This is a genomic window from Methylophaga sp. UBA4204, assembly GCF_002379485.1.
In the GTDB taxonomy this organism is placed as follows: Bacteria; Pseudomonadota; Gammaproteobacteria; order Nitrosococcales; family Methylophagaceae; genus Methylophaga.
In genome coordinates, this window is sequence record NZ_DFTU01000008.1 from 1,364 (window position 1) to 26,015 (window position 24,652).

At 44.5% G+C, this 24,652-nt stretch carries 28 protein-coding genes; 18 read left to right on the forward strand and 10 right to left on the reverse strand.

The genetic code is table 11. From position 1 onward, the window contains the following. The first annotated feature begins 60 nt into the window (after positions 1-60). Positions 61-606: a cytochrome b gene (locus B3182_RS01160; RefSeq protein ID WP_292353416.1), complete on the forward strand. Its 546-nt coding sequence runs from the start codon at positions 61-63 to the stop codon at positions 604-606. 16 nt (positions 607-622) lie between these two features. Continuing rightward, positions 623-1,192: a YceI family protein gene (locus B3182_RS01165; protein ID WP_292353415.1), complete on the forward strand. Its 570-nt coding sequence runs from the start codon at positions 623-625 to the stop codon at positions 1,190-1,192. A gap of 9 nt (positions 1,193-1,201) precedes the next feature. Here the strand turns inward: B3182_RS01165 and B3182_RS01170 are convergent, their stop codons facing one another. Next, positions 1,202-1,441: a hypothetical protein gene (locus B3182_RS01170; RefSeq protein ID WP_014706879.1), complete on the reverse strand. Its 240-nt coding sequence runs from the start codon at positions 1,439-1,441 to the stop codon at positions 1,202-1,204. A 15-nt stretch (positions 1,442-1,456) separates the two neighbouring features. Further along, a complete protein-coding gene (locus B3182_RS01175; protein ID WP_292353414.1) occupies positions 1,457-1,585 on the reverse strand; it encodes a hypothetical protein in 129 nt (42 codons plus the stop codon). A 78-nt stretch (positions 1,586-1,663) separates the two neighbouring features. Here B3182_RS01175 and tsaB point away from each other — a divergent pair, with 78 nt between their 5' ends. From tsaB to cmoB, 3 genes are read left to right on the forward strand one after another with little or no spacing between them, the layout of a single operon-like run. Next, positions 1,664-2,350, forward strand: a complete 687-nt coding sequence (gene tsaB, locus B3182_RS01180; RefSeq protein WP_292353413.1) for a tRNA (adenosine(37)-N6)-threonylcarbamoyltransferase complex dimerization subunit type 1 TsaB — start codon at positions 1,664-1,666, stop codon at positions 2,348-2,350. Next, positions 2,347-3,078 (forward strand): carboxy-S-adenosyl-L-methionine synthase CmoA, encoded by a 732-nt coding sequence (cmoA, locus tag B3182_RS01185; RefSeq protein ID WP_292353412.1) that lies wholly within the window; start codon positions 2,347-2,349, stop codon positions 3,076-3,078. Before tsaB ends, cmoA begins: the two co-directional genes overlap by 4 nt. Then, positions 3,075-4,046: a tRNA 5-methoxyuridine(34)/uridine 5-oxyacetic acid(34) synthase CmoB gene (cmoB, locus tag B3182_RS01190; RefSeq protein WP_292353411.1), complete on the forward strand. Its 972-nt coding sequence runs from the start codon at positions 3,075-3,077 to the stop codon at positions 4,044-4,046. The genes cmoA and cmoB overlap by 4 nt, the downstream gene beginning before the upstream one ends. 20 nt (positions 4,047-4,066) lie before the next feature. On the opposite strand, the gene B3182_RS01195 is transcribed toward cmoB, so the two are convergent. Together B3182_RS01195 and B3182_RS01200 are read right to left on the reverse strand one after the other, a co-directional pair. Next, positions 4,067-4,450: a hypothetical protein gene (locus tag B3182_RS01195; RefSeq protein ID WP_292400635.1), complete on the reverse strand. Its 384-nt coding sequence runs from the start codon at positions 4,448-4,450 to the stop codon at positions 4,067-4,069. Between the two features lie 226 nt (positions 4,451-4,676). After that, positions 4,677-4,868 (reverse strand): CPXCG motif-containing cysteine-rich protein, encoded by a 192-nt coding sequence (locus B3182_RS01200; RefSeq protein ID WP_292353409.1) that lies wholly within the window; start codon positions 4,866-4,868, stop codon positions 4,677-4,679. 179 nt (positions 4,869-5,047) lie between these two features. Between B3182_RS01200 and B3182_RS01205 the strand changes: the two genes are divergently transcribed. Beyond that, positions 5,048-5,980, forward strand: coding sequence for a ZIP family metal transporter (locus tag B3182_RS01205; protein ID WP_292353408.1), 933 nt, complete (start codon positions 5,048-5,050; stop codon positions 5,978-5,980). Here B3182_RS01205 and B3182_RS01210 read toward each other — a convergent pair. The 5 genes from B3182_RS01210 to B3182_RS01230 all read right to left on the reverse strand — a co-directional run bounded on the left by B3182_RS01210 (position 5,972) and on the right by B3182_RS01230 (position 10,359). Further along, positions 5,972-6,472: a GNAT family N-acetyltransferase gene (locus tag B3182_RS01210; protein WP_292353407.1), complete on the reverse strand. Its 501-nt coding sequence runs from the start codon at positions 6,470-6,472 to the stop codon at positions 5,972-5,974. The two genes, B3182_RS01205 and B3182_RS01210, sit on opposite strands and share 9 nt — an antisense overlap. Further along, a complete protein-coding gene (locus B3182_RS01215; RefSeq protein ID WP_292353406.1) occupies positions 6,473-8,245 on the reverse strand; it encodes an SLC13 family permease in 1,773 nt (590 codons plus the stop codon). It abuts the gene before it with no gap. 97 nt (positions 8,246-8,342) lie between these two features. Continuing rightward, on the reverse strand, positions 8,343-8,873 hold the full coding sequence (locus B3182_RS01220) for a lipocalin family protein (RefSeq protein ID WP_292353405.1): 531 nt from the start codon (positions 8,871-8,873) through the stop codon (positions 8,343-8,345). 93 nt (positions 8,874-8,966) lie between these two features. Continuing rightward, positions 8,967-9,776, reverse strand: a complete 810-nt coding sequence (locus B3182_RS01225; protein ID WP_292353404.1) for an ion transporter — start codon at positions 9,774-9,776, stop codon at positions 8,967-8,969. Between the two features lie 91 nt (positions 9,777-9,867). After that, the gene (locus tag B3182_RS01230; protein WP_292353403.1) at positions 9,868-10,359 is read right to left on the reverse strand and encodes an Arc family DNA-binding protein; all 492 of its coding nucleotides are present in this window, start codon (positions 10,357-10,359) and stop codon (positions 9,868-9,870) included. Positions 10,360-10,551: 192 nt separating this feature from the next. On the opposite strand from B3182_RS01230, the gene B3182_RS01235 reads away from it, so the two are divergent. The 12 genes from B3182_RS01235 (at position 10,552) to B3182_RS01290 (ending at position 24,256) form a co-directional block, all read left to right on the forward strand. Next, positions 10,552-12,612: a sensor domain-containing protein gene (locus B3182_RS01235; RefSeq protein WP_292353402.1), complete on the forward strand. Its 2,061-nt coding sequence runs from the start codon at positions 10,552-10,554 to the stop codon at positions 12,610-12,612. A gap of 118 nt (positions 12,613-12,730) precedes the next feature. Beyond that, positions 12,731-13,063: a MerC domain-containing protein gene (locus B3182_RS01240; RefSeq protein ID WP_292751214.1), complete on the forward strand. Its 333-nt coding sequence runs from the start codon at positions 12,731-12,733 to the stop codon at positions 13,061-13,063. Between the two features lie 43 nt (positions 13,064-13,106). Then, complete coding sequence (zigA, locus tag B3182_RS01245) at positions 13,107-14,318, forward strand: zinc metallochaperone GTPase ZigA (protein WP_292353400.1); 1,212 nt, start codon at positions 13,107-13,109, stop codon at positions 14,316-14,318. A gap of 1 nt (position 14,319) precedes the next feature. Continuing rightward, complete coding sequence (locus tag B3182_RS01250; RefSeq protein ID WP_292353399.1) at positions 14,320-14,982, forward strand: DUF1826 domain-containing protein; 663 nt, start codon at positions 14,320-14,322, stop codon at positions 14,980-14,982. A gap of 17 nt (positions 14,983-14,999) precedes the next feature. Continuing rightward, complete coding sequence (locus B3182_RS01255; RefSeq protein WP_292353398.1) at positions 15,000-15,545, forward strand: ZrgA family zinc uptake protein; 546 nt, start codon at positions 15,000-15,002, stop codon at positions 15,543-15,545. Further along, positions 15,545-16,009: a Fur family transcriptional regulator gene (locus tag B3182_RS01260; RefSeq protein ID WP_292353397.1), complete on the forward strand. Its 465-nt coding sequence runs from the start codon at positions 15,545-15,547 to the stop codon at positions 16,007-16,009. Before B3182_RS01255 ends, B3182_RS01260 begins: the two co-directional genes overlap by 1 nt. A gap of 86 nt (positions 16,010-16,095) precedes the next feature. Next, a complete protein-coding gene (locus tag B3182_RS01265; RefSeq protein WP_292353396.1) occupies positions 16,096-16,797 on the forward strand; it encodes an ABC transporter ATP-binding protein in 702 nt (233 codons plus the stop codon). Between the two features lie 20 nt (positions 16,798-16,817). Further along, positions 16,818-18,818, forward strand: coding sequence for a TonB-dependent receptor (locus B3182_RS01270; protein WP_292353395.1), 2,001 nt, complete (start codon positions 16,818-16,820; stop codon positions 18,816-18,818). Positions 18,819-18,820: 2 nt separating this feature from the next. After that, on the forward strand, positions 18,821-20,236 hold the full coding sequence (locus B3182_RS01275; RefSeq protein WP_292411291.1) for an ABC transporter permease: 1,416 nt from the start codon (positions 18,821-18,823) through the stop codon (positions 20,234-20,236). A gap of 4 nt (positions 20,237-20,240) precedes the next feature. Then, positions 20,241-21,605 (forward strand): DUF3526 domain-containing protein, encoded by a 1,365-nt coding sequence (locus B3182_RS01280; RefSeq protein ID WP_292353392.1) that lies wholly within the window; start codon positions 20,241-20,243, stop codon positions 21,603-21,605. Beyond that, on the forward strand, positions 21,598-22,629 hold the full coding sequence (locus B3182_RS01285) for a CobW family GTP-binding protein (protein WP_292353391.1): 1,032 nt from the start codon (positions 21,598-21,600) through the stop codon (positions 22,627-22,629). The genes B3182_RS01280 and B3182_RS01285 overlap by 8 nt, the downstream gene beginning before the upstream one ends. Then, positions 22,613-24,256, forward strand: coding sequence for a formylmethanofuran dehydrogenase subunit A (locus tag B3182_RS01290; protein WP_292353390.1), 1,644 nt, complete (start codon positions 22,613-22,615; stop codon positions 24,254-24,256). Before B3182_RS01285 ends, B3182_RS01290 begins: the two co-directional genes overlap by 17 nt. Before the next feature lie 4 nt (positions 24,257-24,260). Here the strand turns inward: B3182_RS01290 and B3182_RS01295 are convergent. Beyond that, positions 24,261-24,652 (reverse strand): DUF3299 domain-containing protein (locus B3182_RS01295; RefSeq protein ID WP_292751217.1); only part of this gene is annotated, 392 nt, incomplete at its 5' end.

The following is a 24,652-nucleotide window of genomic DNA, read 5'->3' on the forward strand; positions in this document are numbered from 1 at the left end:
TCCAGCCGGTAAAAGCTGGGTCTGAAAACCATCTCAAGAGATTCCTATGGAGAGGAGTGCATGCGTTTAATCAACAGCAAAGATCACTACGGTTTAATCAGCATACTGCTGCATTGGTCGGTCGCACTACTCACCATCGGCTTGTTCTTTCTTGGCATATGGATGGTCGACCTTGGCTATTATGACGACTGGTATTACCAGGCACCCTGGTGGCATAAAGGTTTGGGATTTATTGTTTTTCTATTGGTAGTGTTGCGCTGGATCTGGCGACCCATTGCAGGAAAACCAAAAGCTATTTCATCTTCCCCCGTTTGGCAGCAACTGGCAGCCAAAGTCGTTCACCAATTGATGAACCTGGCCATTGTCCTTCTGGCAATAACCGGCTACCTGATTGTCACTGCAAAGGGGGAATCTTTGGGGATTTTCGATTGGTTCAGTATTCCAGCTATTTCCAAATTATCAGTTGAAACCAGTGATCTGGTCAGCAAACTGCATTTATGGTCTGGCTACTTCATTATTTCATTGGCTTCATTTCACGCCCTGGCGGCATTGAAACATCATTTCATCAATAAAGATGCAACGTTGCGTCGCATGCTTAATCTTTAAACCAACAGGAGTTACCATGAAAAAAACCATCTTTGCCTTGGCTATGAGTACGGTGTTTACATTGCCTGCTCATGCGGCTGACTATGTTATTGATACCCAGAAAGCCCATGCATTTATTGATTTTCGGATTCAGCATTTGGGATTTAGCTGGATGAGCGGTCGCTTTAATGATTTTGAAGGGACTTTCAGTTATGACTCGGAAAACCCGGAAGCGTCAAAAATTGATGTGAAAATTGATGTTGCCAGTGTAGATACCAATTTTGCTGAACGTGATAAACATTTGCGTGAACAATTTCTTGAAACGGCGCAATATCCCGATGCTCGCTTTACTTCCACCAGCTTCGAACAGCTGGAAGACGGTACATTATTGATGAAAGGCGATTTCACGTTGCATGGTGTTACCAAACCGATGACCATTCCAGTTGAGAAAGTCGGTGAAGGTGATGATCCATGGGGTGGTTATCGAGTCGGTTTTTATGGCGAAACCAGCTTTATCATTGAAGATTATGACATTGATGTCAGCAAGTTGGGACCAAGCTCGCAGGAAGTCTTTCTGATTTTGTCTATTGAAGGTATCAGACAGTAGTTGATTTGATTAATCTTGTCGGGCGAGTTTAAACAAACGTTTTAGCTCGTCCTCTAGACTGTTTGCTGGTACAGCCTCTTGACCACGGTTGTACCAGTAAGCAGCGTTAGAAAGATCCCCTTCAATTCGATGCAGGTAACCATGGATTAAACAGGCCAGTGGATCACTGTACTGCTGGATAAGTTGATGAGCGCCATGCCAATCCTGTTCGCGAATTTTATCCAGTGCTTGCAGATGTATGACGCTCATTGGTTTCCTCAATATTTATGACTGCCAGGTAACACTACCCAGCATCAACAAACTACCCACGACGGCGAAAGGTGATGTTACTACCACAAACAGCAGCTTCATCAATTCGCGGAAAATATAGATGGTATCAACGATATAACCCATAGCAAAACTCCTTTGTAGTGCACGGTTGAATTATAATGCGCGACTGTGACGGACAAATGACATGATGATGACCAACCTATGAATTTGCTTGCCCTTGATACCAGTACTGAAAGTTGTTCTGCTGCAATCACCATAAACGGTGTGTTGTATCAGCAACAGCAAATGACTCAGCGAGGGCATTCGACCCTGATCTTGGGGATGCTCGATCAACTTTTCAAGCAAGCCGATGCCTCAATTGCCGATATCGATGCATTGGCATTTGGTAGGGGCCCTGGTTCGTTTACCGGTGTGCGCATTGGTGTCGGAGTTGCGCAGGGAATTGCGTTTGCCCGTGAACTTCCAGTCATCCCTGTTTCAACACTTGCTGCTGTTGCGCAGGCTGCTTTTGATGCTTTTGGTCATCAAAACATAGCCGTGGCCATGGATGCCCGTATGGATGAAATCTATGCAGGCTGTTTTCAGGTGAAAGGTGGGTTTGTGACGCTAATCGACGAGGAAAAAGTGTGTACTGCTAAACATTTTTTTCCAGCAAATGCCGAAAAGTGGTTAGGTGCAGGAAATGGCTGGCAGGTTTATGCTGAGATGTTGCAAGCCAACTTTTTTGAACAATTGATTGACCAGCAAGCCGATATTTATCCTGGTGCAGCAACGATTCTTAAACTTGCTGAGCAGTTTTATCGGCGTGGTGAGTTTGTCAGTGCTGATAAGGCGTTACCAGTGTATCTGCGGAATAATGTTGCTAAAAAGAAGGCACAACAGGGATGATTAAAAAAGCCGATAACATATTCGCCTCTCCGCTGGAACAGATGGTGGACTTTCGTTTTGATGAACGCGTGGTGGACGTGTTTCCCGATATGATCCAGCGTTCGGTGCCTGGCTATGGCACCCTGATCTCCAATATCGGCATTCTGGCCGCTCGTTATGCTCAGGAAAACAGCAGTTGCTATGACCTGGGCAGTTCCTTAGGGGCGATTACCTTGTCAATGCGCCAGCGTATTAAGGCGGAAGGTTGTCAGATTATTGCTGTTGATAATTCTCTAGCAATGATTGAACGGGCGGAGAAAATCATCGCGGCGGATAATAATCGCGTACCGGTTGAGCTACGCTGTGAAGATATTAACCAAACGCTTATTGAAAATGCCTCGGTAGTGGTGATGAACTTTACCTTGCAGTTTATTGCACCAGCGTTACGGGATGAGTTGATTGATAAAATCTATCAGGGCCTGAAACCGGGTGGCGTATTTATCCTGTCGGAAAAACTGGCTTTTGATAGTCCTGAACGACAGACATTTTTCACTGAAGCGCATCACGATTTCAAACGGGCCAATGGCTATAGTGATCTGGAAATCAGTCAGAAACGCAGCGCGCTGGAAAACGTATTAATCCCCGAAACTCTGACAATGCACCAACAACGCCTTAGCCAAGCCGGTTTTTCCCGCAGCGAATGCTGGTTTCAATGTTTTAACTTTGCCTCTTTGATAGCGTTTAAATGACCGTATATGACCCGTTTTATCGTTGGCTTGAATCCGTTGGACAAGCTGACTGGGCCAAACAATTGGCCAAATTTACCGATCAGCGACTGGCTGATGATTTTCATGGCAAGATGCCGTTATGGCAAAAAGCGTTGGCGGATTTACCCTCCATAAAACCTTCTGTTATAGAACTGCAACAACAGGTGGCTATTGGCGCAAAAGAAGATTTGGCGGCTTATGACACATCTTCGTTTATTGAACTGATCAAAACCTTTCATCCCTGGCGCAAAGGCCCGTACCAATTATTTGATATACACATTGATACTGAATGGCGATCGGATTGGAAATGGGATCGCGTATTACCGCATCTCAGCCCTTTGCATGGACGAAAGGTTCTGGATGTTGGTGGTGGCAATGGTTATCACGGCTGGCGCATGGTGGGTGAGGGCGCCCAGATGGTAATGGGGATCGATCCAACATTGGTATTCAGTATGCAATATCAATTGATGCAGCACTTTATTCAAAGTGAAAAGCATTTTGTTTTACCGATTGGTATTGAACATATGCCTGAAAAATTGCATCTCTTTGATACGGTCTTTTCCATGGGCGTTTTATACCATCGCCGTTCACCGCTAAGCCATTTGATGGAATTACGTCATTGTCTTCGTAGCGGCGGTGAACTGGTATTGGAAACTCTGATTATTGATGGGGAAGAGGGCATGAGTCTGATGCCAGAGGAACGTTACGCCAAAATGCGCAATGTCTGGTTTATTCCATCAATTCCAACGATGCTGATATGGCTGCGTAGATGTGGTTATAAAAATGTGCGCTGTGTGGATGAAAATCTTACGTCACTGGAAGAACAACGAGCAACAGAGTGGATGACATTTGAATCGTTAGCCGATTTTTTGGACCCTCAGGATATGCATAAAACCATTGAAGGATATCCGGCACCAAAACGAGCCGTATTTATTGCTGATGCGCCATAAAAGACCCAAGCAAGAAGCCTTTAAAAAGCCATTGAGCTGGGTGATACCGAAATCCACTTGCCACTACGATGCTGGCAGGCATCCAGCGATTTTTCCTGTAAGTCATCACCGTTTTTGATTTTTAACTGATAGGCAAGGCAGGGGTAGTGCCCATAAGAATAACTTCGCAACAGCTGGATTTGATATTGGATGCCAGTATGGTGATTAATCCAGCCATGTTCGGACTCGAAATCATTAGATGAAAGGATTTCCTGAGTTCTATCAAGATCAATCGTGGTCATCGCGGTGTCGGTTTCAATACCTGCTTCGACGCCTGCTAAAAGATCCAATGAGGCATGAGCAGTTGGTATTAAAAGCGCCACAATGAGTAACGGGTAAAAACTATTATGCCAAATACGATTCAATGTGCATTCCCATCTTTGGTAGAAGTCCATTAGAAACCGAAATATAACATCCTTCAATAAGTAAACTATCCTTGTTTAAGCAGGATATTTTTCCTTTAAATCCATGGGTTTATTTTTTTCGTGCTTAAAATCTACTTAAAAATCGTTATTTAATTTAACGCCATGGCGGATTTTTTCAGCAATAAGACACTGTGTTTACGCAATAAGCTCCAGTGAAACTTTAATTTTATGCATTTTCATCAACAGCTACGACATTGAATGAACCATCTGCATTTACACTCACTGAAAATTCGATTGGGCGGCAACAGACAAAGCAATCCTCAATATATTGTTGGTATTCCACACTGGCATCCAGTAAAACTTCAATAGTTTCACCGCAATAGGGACACATTACGGATTGTTCCTGTAAAGCTTGCATCGCCATGCTCCAAAATTGTTTATTATCGTTAAGAAATGTTTAGGCATGCATTAGTTCAATCTGTCATTCATTAAATATATTTTTGTGTAAGACATAGGGCATTTTGATCTTTGATAGCCACCATAGCTGGAGGCTATCAAAGATCAAAAAGCCAATAGATAAACTCTGGGAACAGCACGATGCAACAGGCAATAAAACAAACCCTTTCTGCTTTTTTGATAAGTTGGCGTACACAATTCAATAGTCGTCCAGTAATTTCTATCCTACTGCTGGTATCAATCGCTGGGCTTGCAATATTGTTTCTGATGAATTTGCTGTATCGGCAGTCCACTGTTGACCCACAGTTTTTAAAATGGGCACTTATCGGTGGAGGCGTTGGGGCCTTGTCAACGGCTCTGGGTGCAGCACCGGGTTTATTCGTTAAAAAGCTTCCCGCCGTAACTGAAGATACTATGCTGGGCATGGCTGCAGGTATGATGTTGGGAGCCAGTTTTTTTTCGTTGATTTTGCCGGGGATTGAAGTAGGTACTGCATTGACGGGAAATGCTGTCAGTGGAGTAGTTATCATCATTTTTGGCATGATTGGCGGAGTGGTGTTGATGCTAGGGCTGGATTATTATCTGCCGCATGAACATCAACATCTTGGTCCGTGCGGGGCAGGGCATCAACAGGTAGGTCGGGTTGGACTGTTTGTTTTGGCGATTGCCTTGCATAACTTTCCGGAAGGCATGGCAATTGGGGTAAGTTACACCAATGGTAATCTGGCGGTGGGTATTCCGTTAACCGCAGCGATTGCCTTACAGAATATCCCCGAAGGTCTTGCTGTGGTATTGGCATTGCGACGTATCAATATCTCTTCCGGCAAAGCCGTAGCGATTGCTGCAGCAACCGGTCTGGTCGAGCCGGTTGGCGCCGTGATGGGTATATTCCTGTCCAGTGGTTTACCGGTTTCCTATCCTTTGGGATTAGGCATTGCCGCCGGGGCAATGATATTTGTGGTTTCGCATGAAGTCATACCGGAAACGCATCGTAACGGACATCAGACAAGAGCGACAGTGGGATTGATGGGCGGCTTATTTGCCATCATGCTGATAGATACATTATTAGGTTGAGTGACTGTACTCAAACAAATAACGACGATCTCCGAGACCAATGCCTTCGGCAATTTGTTTAAAGCCAGACTTTCGATAAAATTCAAGTAATTGAGGATAATGCGCTACTGCATCCAAATGCAGGGTCCGATCACTGATTAACCCTAAACAGTGCTGAAGCAGTAGTCGTCCATAACCCGCTTGTTGGTGTTCGGGATGCACGGCCAATTGCGTCAGATAGAAGTCAGACCGCGGGGCCTGTGGCCAACAGTCTGCATAATAATCGGCTGGTTTAAGCCCTAAAGCGACACAACCTATAACCCGGCAATCCTGCTTGATGACATAGACTGTTTTTTGTAACAGATTCTGGCGGACAGATTGTTCATCATAAACATCCAACCAATGTGACATGCCTTGTTGATACATATGATTGGCACACTCCGTTAACAGTGTGACTAACGCTGGGATATCTTGCTCACAAGCGAGCTGTATTGGCGTATTAGCTATCAACATTTAGTTTAATGGCCAAATCAACATAATGACTGCCAGGGTTACGGCACCAATAAAGAAATTCATCGGCACACCCACTTTTAGAAAATCACGGAAATGATAGCCGCCCGGCCCATATACCATCAAATTGGTTTGATAGCCCAATGGGGTTGCAAAACTGGCTGATGCCGCCATCATAATGGCAAACACGAATGGTTCATTATGCAGTTCGGCTTTGGAGGTTAATTCCAATACGATCGGCAACATTAATACCGCTGCCGCATTATTGGTAATTACTTCGGTCAGTACAGATACAGCAATATATGTCATCACCAGCATTAACCATGCTTGATTCTGGCTTAATGAAACAATACCGCTCGCTACCACATCAGCAACCCCGGTCTGCTGCAATGCCACACCTAAGGCAAACGAGGCTGCTATGGTCAGAATTACGGTTAGATCCAGACTGCGCTCTGCCTGACTTACCGAGCAGCATCCTGTTATTATCATTAACACCGCACCAATTAATGCAGCATTCAACATGCTAATCACACCAAAGCCAGCGGCAGTGACCAGAGCAATCAGAATAACCCAGGCGATTCCGGCTTTATCGTGATTTGGGGATTCTTTTCCAAGGTCATTAATCAACAAGAAATCTTTGTTATAACGTTGTCGACTTACAAAAGCCGGTCTTGCTTCCAGTAGTAATGTGTCTCCAGCTTTTAAAACAATATTACTCAAGTTGCCTGCAATACGTTCCCCATTTCGTGCTACGGCCATTATCACAGCACCATATCGTTGGCGAAACTTTGCATCGCGGATGGTTTCTCCAATAGCGGCACAATGTGGTGAAACCACTGCTTCAACCAGACTGCGCTCAGGACGATCGGCCGAAAATACACTACTTTCAGCATCTGAAGTGGAAGCGACAATACCGCGGATCCTTAATAGATCAGTAATCCCTTGAGTGTCACCCGCAAATACCAAGCGGTCTCCACTTTGCAGACGCTGTTCCGGTGTGACGGCTGTCAGCAATGTCCCATTGCGCTCGATTTCCACAAGATAAACACTTTTTTGCTCGCGTAAACCTGCTTGCTGAATGCTCTGTCCCACAAGTGGACCATTAGATTCAACCATCACCTCCAGGGTGAATTCCCGAACATTTTCGAATGCATGACTTTTACCAATATCCGGTAACCATTTAGGAAAGAAAAGCCACATAAACACTAGTCCACAAATCGCAACAGGCAGTCCAATAATGGTAATCGAAAATATTGAAAACCCGGCTTCACCAGTTAATGTCTGGTATTGCCCATTCACTACCAGATTGGTACTGGTTCCAATCATCGTTATAGTGCCTCCCAAAATAGCGGTATAACTCAACGGAATCATGATCTTTGACGGGCTGATGTTGATGCGTTTGCTCCAGGCCAAAAGGCCAGGAATCATGGTAGCCACAACAGGAGTATTATTTAAAAACGCACTGAGAAAAACGACCGGAGTAAAAATACGTAAATAGGACCTACGTACTGTTTTGGGTGACCCCAGAAACGATTTCACCATTATGTCCACACCACCAGACGCATGCAGACCGGCAGCGACAATAAACATGGCAGCGACGGTAATCAAACCACTGTTACTGAACCCTGCTAGGGCTTGTTCGGCATTTAGAATGCCGGTTGCAAGTAATACTGTGAGGGCAGTGATCATAGCAATATGTGGGCGAACACGACTGAATATCAACACGAGTAACACACTAGTTGTTACGATTAACGTAAACCACGCTTCCAAAGACATTTTTATCGCCCAAGCCATATTCAAGGCGACTATCATCGCAAGAAATCGATATAAACAGAATTAATAAATATGTATTTACATATGATGTTTACATATATTAATTATCCCATTGCTGAGGGACTTTTTTAATCTGCGAAATATCATAACCCTGCTCAGCAAGCAGTTTCAGCATTTGCAGGTAATCCTGTTCAGGAATTTGCGGTGTTCTGGCCATTATCCAGACATAATCGCGTTTTTCACGACCTATAATTGTCTGGGTGTAATCGTCATTTATGTAAACAATTCGGTAGTCGGCTTTGATAGGCCAGATAAACTGCATTCCCCAGACGGCGTTAGATTCGTCATCCAGAATAAAGCCTTTGGGATGATATTGTTTTAGTTCGCCATCAAAGCTGCCTTTATTGAAAGTAAAGGTCGTGGCAATCGTGCCATCTTCATTTAATTCGTAAGATTCCACAGCATTGTGTGCACCTTTTTCAATAAAGGTGGGAATATTGGCGATCACATACCAATCACCCATAAATCGGTTTATATCTACATGGTTTTCGGTACGAATCGGTTTTGACATTGACTGACATCCTGCTAACAGCGTGATAAACAGCAACAGAGATAATTTACGACCAATCATCGACATCCCTCCTGAAATAGAGATGCTGATGTTCGGATGTCTGTTGTGAATCAAATGTGAAGGCGGCTTGCAGAATGACGTCGCCGGATTACTTCAGGATCGGGTTTTGATGAGCGCTTTGAGTTCTTCAAGCTGTGCGGATAAATCTTCTATGGTCATATCATTTTTATGCGCTTCTTCATGCTCTTCGGCACGCTCCTGTTCCATCACATTGACGACAATACCAATCAGCATATTGAGGAAGGCAAAAGTATTGAGGAAGATAAACACCAGATAATAAATCCAGCTCAGTGGATACACTGCCATGGTTTCGTACATGACATCAGTCCAGTCCTCGAAAGTCATTACCCGGAACAACGTCAGCATTGAGACAGCAATATCCCCCCAAAGAAACTCATTTATCTCCTCGAACAGCGTGGTGCCGATGGCGGCAAAAATATAGACGATAATAAACATCATCAAGGCAACATAACCCAGCTGTGGTAACGCTTTGAGCAGAGAGTTGAGCAAATGGCGGAGTTCGGGGATTACCGATACCATCCGTAATACCCGAAAGATACGTATTAACCGGGCCACATAAGCCAGTTCACTATCATTGACCGGTATCAAAGAGACCGCGACGATAATAGTATCGAACACATTCCAGCCACTTTTGAAAAAATCGCGCTTATTGGGTTCTGCCAGAAAACGAACGCTTATTTCAACAACAAAAAACAGGGTAATCGCATAATCCAGCCAGTCGACTAAGCGCAGAATTTGCAGGGGGATTTCATAGGTTTTAACCCCGGTGACCATGGCAGAAAATAAAATAACGCTGACCACGATAATTTCGAACAAACGATTTTGTCGCAGGCGTTCTAACTTATGTTGAAAACTGAGCGGAGAGGGTGCGGTGGTTTGCATGAATCAGGGCCAAAAAGACAATCAAGGCCGCGATCATAATCGGAATTTCTAACGGGGCAAAGACGTTTATTTGAATAAATCAGAGAGCCAGTCAATCATTATCCGTAAGATTGTTGATTAACGTCATTATGACTTTTTTATTAGCCTCATTCAGACCGCGAAATAAACAGAGTAATCGCTGTTCGGAATCGGAAATAGTAAATTGTTTCTCAGCAACTGCGCGGTAACCACCCCGGTTGATGTTTGCAGCAACAGAATGCTGGCGATGTTTTTCATAATCCTGAAACAATCTCATGACAATTTCCAGGTTGAGACTGATTTCATGCTGATGGCTGAAATCACGCAAACGGTCTTTCAAATCATCCGGAATGCGCAACCCGAAAGCCTCAGTGTAGGTGCTGGTAGGGTGTCTCAGCAGAAATTCTCGCACAGCTGTTTTGCCGAAGCGATGCGTCAGGCTGTTTTGTAATAAAAACAATGCCTCACTGGTCGTGCTCCGATTGTGCTGTGTTGCCTCAGAACGTAGCCAAGACATAAGCTCAGCAGGCAGTCTAAGGCCAAAAGGTCCTTTTCTCGCGCTCATTATTTAAAGAGTGTAAACAGTTGTTATTGACATAGTTAGTTACCATCTGTAGTTTCATTACCACTGGTATCTATCACCGTGGTATTAGATAAAGCCAGTGTTGCTCAGTACACGTGAAAGACCAGTGAATAGGACTTGTGCAGCTGACGGAACGAATGGCTAAAGATCAACGTTAAGGACAAGGCACGTAGTGTGAGAAACACATTATTAGAAAATGCTTTCAAATTTGCACATGAAGGCATCGTCATCACGGATGAGCATCAGAAAATTGTTGATATCAATGAAGCGATGCAACATATCACTGGCTACTCCCGTTCTGATCTTATCGGCAGCAAACCGCAAATCCTTAGTGCTGAAAGCCAAAATAAAGTATTTAATCAGTCTCTATGGCAGTCATTGCAGCGCAACGGTTTCTGGCAAGGCGAAGTGTCCAATAAACGCAAGGATGGATCGCACTACATAGCCCGGTTTAGTGTGAAACGAATCAATGCCCACGGCAAAGTGTTTTACTTGGGTCATTTAAGTGATATCACCACCGACAGGAAGTATCGTGCTGTTCTTTCTGATCTTGTTCTAAATCGAAATTCACATCAGATCCTCAATAAAAACCGGCTGGAAAATGAATTCAGTCATATGAGTACCCTGGCAGACCAGAAGGATGAAAAACTGGTTGTGGCCTTTATGGATCTGGATGAGTTCAAAAGTATTAATGATATTCATGGCAAGGTCACCGCTGACCAATTATTGGAAAAGGTTCCCGAACGTGTTCGAACTGCTCTGAAGGAAAGCGATAGCATCGTGCGCTACGGAGGCGATGAATTTGTGCTGATTATCGGTGGTGTTTCCAGTCATGCTGCTGCCACAGACATTATTAACAAAGTGCTTTCAGCCATATCACTCCCCTTTATCATTAATGATGTGCCGATGATGATTACAGCTTCAGTAGGCTATACGCTCTATCCCGAAGATAAAGGCAGTCTGGACACATTAATCCGCCATGCTGACCAATGTATGTATAAAGCCAAGCTGGATGGCAAATCTACCGTGGTTGCCTACGATCCAGGTGAAGAGGTCCAGATTACCGAGCGTAACCAGCAGCTGCGAGAAATTGCGACGGCAATAAGTGAAGATCAGTTTGTTTTGTTTTATCAGCCCAAGGTGACGCTGAGTACCGGGCATATCTTTGGCTTTGAAGCCTTGATTCGCTGGCAGCATCCCAAACGTGGTCTGCTGTCACCCGATAAATTTATTGATCAGGTTTACGATACTGAATTGGAAGTCAGTCTTGGCCAGTGGGTTATTCGTCAGGCATTAAAACAGCTCGCAGCCTGGCAACAGGACGGTCATAACTATCAGCTGAGTATCAATCTCACCGCATATCACTTATCGACAGCAGATTTTTTTGACTGGCTGCAATATCAGATTCAGCATTATCCTGGCCTGGACACCAGTCGTTTCCAGATTGAAATACTGGAAAGTAATCGGTTAAGCGATTTGAGCCTTATCAGTAATGTGGTCGAATTCTGTAAATCAGAGTTCGGCATTACTACGGCATTGGATGACTTTGGTACCGGCTATTCATCGTTGACCCATATCCGGGTTTTACCGGTGGATGTTGTCAAAGTAGATCAGACATTTGTCAGACGAATGTTAAGTGAGCCTGAGGATTGTAAGATTGTAGAAGGTGTCATTGCGTTGGCACAGTCATTCAATATTCAGGTTATTGCCGAAGGCGTTGAATCTATTGCCCATGGTGAAGTGTTATTGGCAATGGGCTGTAATCAAGCACAGGGCTACGCGTTAGCCAAGCCTTTGCCGATTGATCAACTGATGAAGTTTTTAAGCTCATATCAGCCCTTCAGGCAATGGTGTTCACAATCGGGTCTATTGAAAAACCATAAGCAGGCACGACTCAGTCTGTTTTATTTTTATCTTAAATACTGGTTGCATCAACTTCAGGAAAGACTTTTTGCTGAGCCTGAGATTAAAACCGAGTGGCCGATAACCCAATTATCCGATACTCATTGCGGAATCTGGCTTGAAAAGGCCCGATACCATCATTATCTGGACAATGCCACGCTTGACCAGATCAGCCAATTTCATCATTACATCTTTCAATCTGGAAATGATTTACTGGCCAGTTATCTAGCAGGGGACGTGCATGCCAGCCGGGCAGGATTTAATGCCCAGGAAACCACGTTCCAAACCACACTTTATGAATTACATGTGCTAATCAAACGAATGTCTGAATAAGAATTCCGTTTTAACTTGTTGACAGTTGCCGCAGTTATTGAAATGATATGATATATCATAATTTATGGGATAACTGAAAATGAAAGATGATTTGGCCGTGGCCTGTTCAGGTGCATGCATGATCCATTGCTTAGTAACACCGATAGTCATTGGATTTGGCACAGCGGGACTGTTAGGGGATTGGTTTACTTCTGAATGGGTGCATAAGGTAATGCTCGTTCCGGTGATCCTGCTGGCGATTCTGAGTTTACCGGGAGCTTATCGCAGACATAAAAATCATTGGCCTTTATTACTCGGTGGAATTGGACTTTCCACCATGGTTTCAGCATTAATCGGTCCGGAATCTCTGGAGACATGGATCACATTGAGTGGCGGACTGCTGTTGATTACCGCCCATCTCTGGAACCGAAATCTGTCACTTCGACTTCTTCCTGTTACGAGGGAAATGTAAATGGATAAACAGGATTTATTAAATGAACAAGGAGAAGGGCTTTATGAACACAAATCTAGATAAACGCCTGCCAGTTACTGTGTTATCAGGTTTTTTGGGAGCCGGTAAAACCACCGTATTGAATCATATTTTAAATAATCGCGAAGGTCGAAAAGTGGCAGTTATTGTCAATGATATGAGTGAAATCAATATCGATGCTCAACAAATTCAGCAGGATGTGCAGCTTAATCGCGCCGAAGAAAAGCTGGTGGAAATGAGCAATGGCTGCATCTGCTGCACCTTGCGGGAAGATCTGTTGATTGAGGTCCGTCAGCTGGCAGCAGAGCAACGCTTCGATTATCTGGTCATTGAATCAACCGGTATTTCCGAACCTTTGCCAGTGGCTGAGACGTTTACCTTTGCTGATGAAGAGGGAGAAAGTCTGTCACAGATTGCTCGCCTCGATACCATGGTAACGGTGGTGGATGCAGTGAATTTTCTGCGTGATTTTAATGAAGCCAGACAACTGCAGGAAACTGGTGAAAACCTTGGTGAAGATGATCTGCGAAGTGTGGCCGATTTGCTGGTGGATCAGGTTGAGTTTTGTGATGTCATTTTGATCAGTAAAACCGATTTATGTACCGCTGAACAATTAACTGAACTGACTGGCATTTTGAAAAGCCTCAATACCGAAGCAGAGATAATTTCGATAGAAAATGGCCAGATCCCATTGGATAAAGTATTGGGGACGCAGAAGTTCAGTTTTGAAAAAGCCGAACAGGCAGCTGGATGGCTGAAAGAAATGCGGGGCGAACATATCCCTGAGACTGAAGAGTATGGCATTAACAGTTTTACCTACGTCGCCCGTCGACCTTTTCATCCACAGAAGTTTTTTGAGTTTCTGCATCAGGATTGGCCCTGTGGCAAGTTGATTCGCTCCAAAGGCTATTTCTGGTTAGCCAGCCGCCCCCAGTTTGCCGGGCAGTGGAATCAGGCGGGTGGTATTGCCCGCTATGGTTTTGCCGGAATGTTCTGGAAAGCTATCCCTGAAAATCGCTGGCCACAGGATGAGGAGAGTCTGCAAACCATAAAAGAAAACTGGCAGGAACCCTTTGGTGATATGCGTCAGGAGCTGGTGTTTATTGGTCAGAACTTAAATGCTGAAATGGTGACAGCAGAACTGGATGCCTGTTTATTAAATGACAGTGAATTATTGGCCGGGAAGCAGCTCTGGGAAACATTGCCCGATCCTTTTCCAGCCTGGGAGGCAGCTTAAAATGAATCAGAGTGCTATTGCCCTCAATCCAGTATTTGAGCATGTGCAAAAAGCAGATTTAGCTTTAGTGATGACCTCAATTTATCAACCGCATATCAATCTGGTTATCTGGCAGCGACAGTTGCAAAAGACACTGCAGGACTATATTGATGCATTAACGCAAGGACTCAATGCGTTACAATTACGCACAATAATTGCTCCGGCTGAAGTCAGTGCGTGGCTTGGTGGATTATTACCAGAGGATCCTCAACGACATTTATTTATTGAGGATGTCAGTCAGTTAGTGGAAATGTATGCAGATCTGTTCGATTTAAACGTTGTAGGCTTGTGCCTCAGCCTGATAAACGAGACTATGTGCCCCAGATTTCATACTGATCATTTAGCTTGTCGTTTGGTAACAACCTATCACGGAAAGGGCAGTGAATGGTTGCAAGAAGACAATGTCGATCGTTCAAAACTGGGTGCTGGTGCTAATGGATTACCTGATCATTTGTCAGGAATATATCGACATCATCAGTATATTCAACAACTGCAGCAAGGAGAGGTTGGATTGTTCAAGGGTGATGGCTGGATTAATAGTCAGGTGAATGGCATTGTGCATCGTTCGCCTCATATCAATAAGACTGATAAAAGGTTATTGCTAACCCTGGATTTTGCCGAGTGAGTAGGAGACTGTTGGACATGCGAGTTGCAGTATATTTAGTCACCCTGTTTTGTGGCGTGCACCTGAGCGCTATTGTCTATGCTCAGGACAAACATCATGATCATGATGCAGATCATCGTCATCATGGTGCCCATGTGCATGGAATGGCCACACTGGATTTAGTGATGGATGATCACGTATTGATGATGCATTTAAAGTCACCATTAATGAATTTTCTAGGTTTTGAACACCAGCCGGAAACAGAACAGCAAGAAGCCATTTATCAGGATATGCTGCAACAGCTTGAAATGCTTGCTACCCTTATAGAAGTTAAGGGATCGAGCTGTAAAGCTGAATCAATCGAAGTCGAAGAACCTTTTGCTGACTCTGACGAAGCAGGACACGCTGACGTAGATGTCAGCTATTTTTTACGCTGTGAAAAACCTGAAAATATTACCGAATTGAAAATCAATTTATTTGATGTTTATAGTAATCTGGAAACTATGCAAGTGCAGATGGTTTTACCGACCGGCCAGCAGCAATTAAAACTTAATCAACAACGAACCTCTATCCGGATCCAGTAATGGCGAAAGTCGATACTCATAAAGTAATGCAACAAGCTGAACGAAGTTGTGCTGATCATGGTGTGCGGTTAACCAGCAAACGCAAACATATTCTCGAAGTGTTGTTAAATGCACAGGCCCCACGTTCAGCCTATGAAATTGCTGAGCTATATCGTCAGAAAACCGAGGAAAATATTCCAGTCATGTCGGTCTATCGAATGCTGGATTTTCTAATGCAGAACAGTCTGGTGCATAAACTGGCCTCCAATAATAAATTTATTGCCTGTGCTCATATCGCCTGCTCGCATTCACACCAGACACCACAGTTTTTGATTTGTGACAACTGTCAGCAAGTAAGAGAAATAGGAGTGGATAAGCAACTGATTCATGCACTCGAAGAGAGTATTGAACATAATCATTTTCAACTAAACAGTCCGCAACTTGAACTACATGGATTATGTGAAACTTGCCAGCAAGAAAGTTAACTCTTTTTTTGGCTTAATAATGATGTGATATATCGTATTTTTATAATATTTTGCATCTTTTGTGATATTTAAATCCAGGAGAAATCATGCTGGAAGTGAACCAGTTAACCAAATCATTTGGTAATCGAATTGCCGTTGATCATCTCGACTTTAAAATCGCTTCTGGCGAAGTTTTATGTTTATTGGGTGCAAATGGCGCAGGAAAAACTACCACCTTAAATATGTTGTTAGGCTTTACCTCACCAACCAGTGGCAGCGCCACTTTAGAAGGTCAGGACCTCTATCAGCAGTCATCGTCTTGTCGACAAAAAATCATGTATGTGCCCGAAAACGTCAATCTATATCCCCGGTTTGATGCAATTGAAAATATTCACTATCTGGCGGTATTGGCCAAAATGAAATTAACCGATCAGCAAATCCATGAAGCGTTAATCAGTGCAGGGCTTAAACAGGCAGACTTTTCCAAGCAGTTAGCTGAATACTCCAAAGGCATGCGACAGAAAGTAGCCATTGCATTTGCTTTGTTAAAGCATGCCCGTTTGATTTTGATGGATGAGCCGACTTCTGGTCTGGATCCGGTTGCCACTCAGGATTTTATTCAAGTAGTGAATACGATTAAATCTCGCGGAGCAGCAGTGTTGATCGTCACACATGATCTTTTATGTGCCCATCAACTGGCTGACCGGATTGGCATTATGAAACAAGGCCATTTAACCGATCTCATTACCACGCAATCGTTAACACTGGATCAGGTAACGCAACGTTACTTTGATCAGTTTGCTGCATAAAAAAACAAAAGGACTTTACCGTGAAAAAAACTTTTATCAGCAGCCTGATTGTGTCTGCTCTGCCGTTATCTGTTGTTATTGCCGAGACCGATAATGAACCCGCTGCTCGTATTGATCCCCTGGTGGTGTTGGGTACGCGTCCGGATTATGCCGATGAAAATCTGGCCGGTTCACAGGATATTATCTCGCGTGAGGAGTTATCCATCAGTCACGTGAACAATACCATGGAGCTGTTTACCAAAATTCCCGGTGTTTATTTTGCCCGCTACAATCAGGGCATCATTAATACTGATATTGGTATTCGCGGTTTTGCTGCTGAGGGAAGTACTCCTCATGCCAAGCTGTTAATCGATGGCATTCCATCTAATCTGCACAATGGTTACAGCGAGATGGATCAACTGTTTCCAGGCAACATTGACACTATTCAGGTTTACAAGGGTAATAGTGATCCACGCTACGGCACATTTAATGTGGCGGGTAACTACCATATTGCTACCCGTTCAGATATTGGCCGTGACGTTGAAGTAACCCTCGGTAGTTATAACGCACGTGAGATTCAGGGTTATTGGGGAGAACAGACCGGCGCATTGCAACACAGCTATTTTGCTGGTTACCGCGAGTCAGAAGGCTATCGGGATAATTACGATATCGATAAATACAGTGTCGGTGGCCGCTGGTTTTATGACTTATCAGACGATACCTCACTCGGTTTTATTGCACGAATGGCCGAGTATGATGCTGATGCACCGGGATATCTCACCCAAGAAGAAGCACGCAAACATCCGACTCGCTCTGCAGCGTATGCAAGACAAGATGGTGGTGATAAGGAAACTCAATCTTACAGCCTGCATTTTGATACCGCATTACGTGATGATCTGACCTGGTCAGCCAAAGCGTATTACAACTATTACGAACGTGAGCGCTGGGTGAGGTTTAGTGAAGCTGGTTCATTGGGCAATCGTTATGATGAGCAGGATCATTATGGTTTTATCTCGACCTTGTCCTGGGATATTAATGAGCAGTGGGTATTAAACTGGGGGCTGGACATCGAACGCCAGGATGTATTGGAGCAGCGCTTTGGCACAATTGGCAATATGCGGCAACGTGATACCAGTAATGTGTCGCGTAACTTTGATTATGATTTTGTCAGCAAAGGCACCTATCTGCAGGTATCTCACACACCGAATAAGTTTATCGCCTGGAATGCCGCCATCCGTGCTGATCGAATTGATGGAGATTTTAAACAGCGTAACGCAGCCGATGAGGTGATCAGTAATCAGGATAGTTATGACTATGGCACCATTGTGCAGCCTAAATTTAATCTGTTCCTCTACCCAACTGATCAAGTGACTTTGTTTGCCAATGCAGGACGCAGTTTCCAGCACCCGGTCAGCAGTAGTGCCTATACCGATGGTGACCGTTCTGCACGTGATGTTTCAATCAATGATGGCTGGGAACTGGGGGTGAAATGGATGCCAACCTATAGCCTAGAATTTCGCTTGTCCTATTGGGAACAGAAAGCCAAAGACGAGTTTGTTTTGGTTGATGGCGTGGCTCGAAATGTGGGTGAAACGCTGCGTCAGGGCGCGGATTTTGGCATGAGTTGGATGGCAACTGACAAACTGACTCTTTGGGGTAACTTCAGCACTGTGGATTCAGAGATTCAAAGTCCCGGAGCTGACAAAGGAAATGAATTACGCAGTATTCCTTCCTATACCGCTTCAACGGGTGTTAGTTATCTGTTTACTCCGGCGCTGACTGGACGTTTACATTACGATGCTCAGGGGGCGTCTTATATTAACGAAGCAAATGCTGGCGGCAAGTTTGGTCAATATAATCTGGTCAATGCCAGTCTTGATTACGAGACAAGCTGGGGCAATATCAACTTTCAGGTTAATAGCCTGTTCAATGAATATTACGAATACGTATATGACTTTGGGAATGCAGGCGATCCGGTTGACACCATCCATTCACCTGGTGATGGCGTTAATGCCAGTGTTTCAGTGGCTTATAAGTTCTAATCATGATGCAGACTATTATTGAAATTGCTCGTCATGAGTTGATCACCCAGTGGCGCAGCCAGACTCTGAAAGTCCTGTTGCCGTTGTTAGTAATATTAACGGCATTAATTGCATTTTCTCATTGGCAACAGCAGCAGGATTTTATTGAAGCCCAGACTCTCTGGCAGCAGCAGAATGATGCTAACTGGGATGCTCAGCCAGATCGGCATCCGCATCGGGCAGCGCATTACGGCACCATGGTGTTTCGCATCATTTCTCCCCTGAGTTTTATTGATAGCGGAGTGAATCCGTTTGTCGGAAATGCGTTATTTCTGGAAGCACATAGGCAAAACAGCAGCAGCTTTAAACAATATGTCAGCAGTACGGCCTATATGGGGCTGGGCTATCTGTCAGGTGCGACGGTCATACTGGTGATCTGGCCTTTGGTATTGATTGCTTTGGCATTTAATAGTGTCAGTGGTGAGCGTGTACAGGGCACTTTGCGCCAATTGGTCTCACAAGGTATTAGCGTCAAACAGTTGTTATTCGGCAAAACGTTGGCATTCAGCCTGATATCGCTGGTATTTCTATTAGTGATATTTGTTATTGCAACTGGCTTTATGCTGCAAACGCCAGTACATGGCAGTGATGTATTACGAATGTGCGCTATGTTTGTTTTGTATTTGTTTTACTGCCTGTTATGGACCTTCACAGTGGTGCTGTTCTCCAACTGGTGTCGTACCAATCAACAAAGCTTGTCTGCATTGCTGTTGTTCTGGCTGCTGACAGTGATTGTGATGCCTAAAATGGCTTACAGTCTGGCTGATATGCAATATCCAATACCTGATCGGGCGGTGTTTGATATTCAGACAGCGCAGGAAATTGCCAAAGTTGGTAATTCACATGACCCCGATGATCCTTACTATAACGAGTTTCGTGAGCAGGTATTGGCAGAATACGGCGTTTCACGAGTTGAAGATTTACCAGTGAATTGGCGCGGCGTGTTGATGCAGGAGGGCGAGCGAATTACCAGCGAGGTGTTTACCCAGCAATATGCAAAGTTGATGCAAATCGCTGAACAGCAAAATCAATTGGTCAGCAAGGTGGCGTGGTTTTCACCTTATTTATTAGCCAATAAATTGTCGTCCATTTTCGCGGCGACCAACGCGGATAGTTTTTTGCATTATGAAAACGCTGCTGAGCAATTTCGCTTTAATTTCATCAAGCAGCTGAATCAGATGCATGCAGAACAAATCGACCATGCCCATGACCGTGAACAAAAAGTCTCGAATGAGCATTTGGCAAATCTGCAGCAATTTGATTATCAATCTCCTACCTTGCAGGCCGAACTGAATCTGATTTACCCGCCTTTATTAATATTATTGGGGTGGTTAATCATCGGTGTGTTGTTACTTTCCTGTAGTCGGAACGAGGTTTGATTAGGTGAGATTTATTCAATTTGAATTACGCTTGTTATGGCAGAACAAGCTCTTTAAATGGCTGATGGCAGCTTATCTTCTAGCAGCTTTATTAGCCATTATCTGGGGCCAGATGGGACTGCAACGTGAATATCAACAGCGGGCTATCAGCGAAGCAAATTACCAAGCCGAATTGGCAGACTATAAGAAGGATGCTCAGTTAGCTCCATACGACTCGGGTTATATGAGTTATTACCAGTTTCATCCTGTCTGGCAAAAACCTTCTGCCTGGTCGGCATTGATTCAAGGTGAGCGCAGTGAAGCGGCCACCCACACAAGGGTTCGTTTATTAGGTTTGCAAAGCCAATTGAGCAATACGGCGACGGGCAATATTGCCGCTATGCCCATCGGTAAGCTGGACTTGAGTTTTATCTGGATTTACCTGATGCCGTTATTGATTGCGGCATTAAGTTTAAATCTGCTGGCAGAAGAGAAGGCCAGCGGACGCTGGTCGTTATTGGCCTCCCAAGTGGCTAATAGCGGATTATTATTAACTAAAAAAATGCTCATTGCAGCAGGCTTACTGGCGATGGTGAACGTACTGATTCTATTGGCGGCTGTTGTGCTGACAGATATCAGATTCGATGGATTATGGTGGCAGATTGCAGCCATATTATTGGCATATCAACTCTGCTGGTTTGTGATCACAGGCTGGATTATCAGTTTGCAACGTAGCGCCATTTTTAACAGTTTATTATTTATCAGTCTGTGGATTGTGTTTGCTTTTGTGCTGCCAGGATTGGCTTATCTGTATCAAACGCAACAACAGCAACCGGCTGAGCATGTGTCAATGGTGTTTGATCAACGTGAATACATGCATGATAGTTGGGATAGGGATAAGCAGGCAGATTTTGATGTTTATTTGCAGGACTATCCTCAGTGGCATACTACAGAGTCGACCTTACAAAAGCCTTTCGACTGGCGCTGGTATTACGCGATGCAACATATGAGCGATGTGATTGTAGCGGATGCAGTGAATCAATTTCGTGATAGCCGGATACATTCCCACCGGTTCGGAGAAACTTTTGCCTGGCTATCCCCGGTGATGCGAGTGCAATACAGTATGAATCGACTCGCTGATACCGATATGCTGGCAAGTCAGTCTTTTCTGGATCAGGTTGCTGACTATCAACAGCAGTTACGCGATTATTTCTTTCAATTCTATTTTTTTGACCAGCCGTTCACTGCGGCAGATTTCACTAAAATTCCAGTATTTGACTATCGACCAATTGTTCCTAACAACGCGCTTATAACTCTGATTAATTTAGTGATCGTCGGGTTATTTTTTATTGGGTTAATTTTGCTACAAACTCGCCGAAATCGTGGTTGAACAAACTTTCAGGCTTTTTCAAAAAGCGATACCGACTAATGTGATTACCGGTTTTCTCGGCGTTGGTAAAACCACGGCGATCCAGCAGCTACTAAAGACCAAACCGCCAGGTGAACGTTGGGCAGTATTGATTAATGAATTTGGCAAAGTGGGTATTGATAGCCAGCTGCTGCAAACCGATGACCATTCTCTAGGTGAGGTCACGATTCGCGAAGTACCCGGAGGCTGTATGTGTTGTGCTGCGGGGTTGCCGATGAAGGTGGCACTCAATCAGCTTATAGGCAAAGCCAAACCCGACAGGTTATTGATTGAACCTAGTGGGTTAGGGCATCCGGAAGAAGTGATCGCCGTGCTGTCAGGTGAATTTTATCAATCGATCATTGATTTACGTGCCACGCTGACATTGGTTGATGCACGTCATATGGCTGATGCGAAATATCGCGAACATGAGACTTTTCAGCAGCAGTTACAGATCGCCGATCTGATCGTGGCGAACAAGTCAGATATGTATGGGCAGAGCGAAATTGCTGCGTTAAAAGCTTACCTGAATGAAATGCATCTTCAGGAGCTACCTTTACAAATCACTCAGGACGCAAAAATTAATACTGAATGGTTAAAGCCAAACGCTAAATTTAATCAGGCGGTCTGGCAAGAGCAGCCTGCGGTTTTTGATCTGAAGAATGAAACTCAACCTATTCCCGACTGTGGTTACTTGGCGTTAGGACAACAGTTGAGTGGCTGGTATAGCTATGGCTGGCGGTTCAAATCAACATTCTATTTTGATTACCAACCGCTGATAGCGTGGTTGGAGCAATTTAAACAGATTCGGTTTAAAGCCGTTTTTCGAACCAGCGAAGGCTTTGTTGCTATCAATCAAGCTGATGACAACTTGACGATTGATGGACTAGCCAGTCAGGCAGCAGAAAGCCGTATTGAGTTCATTACCGATAAGCCACTTGATGCAAAAAAAATGGAAAGCCAATTATTACAGATGTGTGGGATAAATCATGTTAACCCGTCTTAAAAACGCTCGAGTATATGACCCGGTACAAAAACTGGATGGTGAACTCATGGAGCTGTGGATCCGAGATGATCGAATCGTTGATCCGAGTCAGATCACAGATAGAGAGTCGGCCATCACCCATGATTTGGACGGTGCCATTACCATGGCGGGCGGTGTGGATATTCATAGTCATATTGCAGGTGGTAACGTAAATACCGCACGTTTATTAATGCCCGATCAACATCGAAATCATCTACAAAGACAGGAAAATCTGCCGTTTTATAATGCTCGCTGGTCGAGTTTTGAAACCGGTTATCGCTACACCGAAATGGGGTACAGCATGGTGGTTGAACCGGCAATGTTGCCAGTGAATGCGCCGCAGGTACATCGAGAAATGGCGGATATCCCGATCATTGATACGGCTGCGCTGGCGATTCTGGGCAGTGATGATTTGCTGGTATCCATGTTGCGCAGTGGTGCTTCGCAAGATCAGATTAATGACTATGTCAGCTGGACCATTAACACTACCCAGGCATTAGGTTTGAAAGTGATTAATGCCGGTGGTTCGCAGGCGTTTAAAGCAGGGGTTGAACAGTTTGGTCTGGATGATGAAGTGCCGGTTTATGGCATCAGCTCCCGCCGCTTATTAACCTCATTGCAGACTGCTGTGCATCAGCTGGGTATACCACATCCGGTACATGTGCATTGTAATAATCTGGGTGTTCCCGGTAATGTACAAACCGCCATTGCTACCATGGAGGCTGCCCAGGGCTTACCGATGCATCTGGCGCATGTGCAGTTTTATGGTTATGGCGCAGAGGGTAATCGTGGTTTTTCTTCAGCCGCAGCCCAGCTAATGGAAGCGTTTAATCGACATCCCAATATTACTATGGATGTCGGGCAGGTGTTATTTGGGCAGACGGTGACAATGTCTGGCGATATCATTGCTCAGTTCTCCCGTCGAGGCGATGCCAGCCCGCACAAATGGGTGATGTGGCATGCCGAAGATGAGGGTAGTGGCGGTATCGTGCCTTATCAATATAAAAAGGCAAGTTTTGTTAATGGTTTGCAATGGGCCATTGGTCTGGAGATTTTTCTGTTATCCGGCGATCCCTGGCGTTTGTTTTTCACCACCGATCATCCCAATGGCGCACCGTTTACCCGTTATCCGGATTTACTGCATTTATTGATGGACTATGATTTTCGCATGGCCTGTCTGGCAGAACTGGATCCGGAGATCATGGAGTTGACCCTGCTCAAAGATCTGAAACAGGAATTCAGCTTATACGATATTGCCATTATGACGCGGGCGGCCCCGGCAAAATTACTGGGATTGAATGACCGTGGACACCTTCAACCTGGGGCTTTGGCCGATATTGCGGTTTATCATGAGCAAGATGATAAAGCCGCGATGTTCAGGAAGGCGCAATGGGTATTCAAAAACGGTCAGCTGATTATTGAACGCGGAGAGTTTGTGAAGCGTCAGTTTGGCCAAACCATGACCGTTAAACCACATTTTGATCGGCAGATTGAAACCACAGTAAAAGACTACTTTGATCGGTTTTATTCGATGAAATTATCCAACTATGGGGTACAAGACGATTTGTTATTTGATCAGCCCGAGCGTTTTTCTGCGATTAACTTATAAAGCACTATTCTTCATAAAGCTCAATATTATCGGCATTCATGGAATAAGCAGAAACCGCTACCTCATTTTCGGTGATTGTAGTGGCCAGCGTGCCCTCGACCCAATAGGGATCATAAAGATTCTGTTGAGCAACGCCTTCTTTGGAGGTCACATAAATAATCTGATTCGGCGGTGGTGGGGGATAATGGATACAGGCGCCAAAAAAAGGCACCAGAAAGAACTCGGTCACCAGCTGTTGTTCATTCATTTCGACGGGAACGATAAAACCAGGTAGGCGGATGGGGCGTTGATCGTATTCAGGCTTGACCTTGGCTGAAGTCAAAGCTTGTTGATAACGGTCATCGGCAGAATTTTCCAAGGCTCCTAGCAATTGACTGCTGATGTTTTTGCGGACTT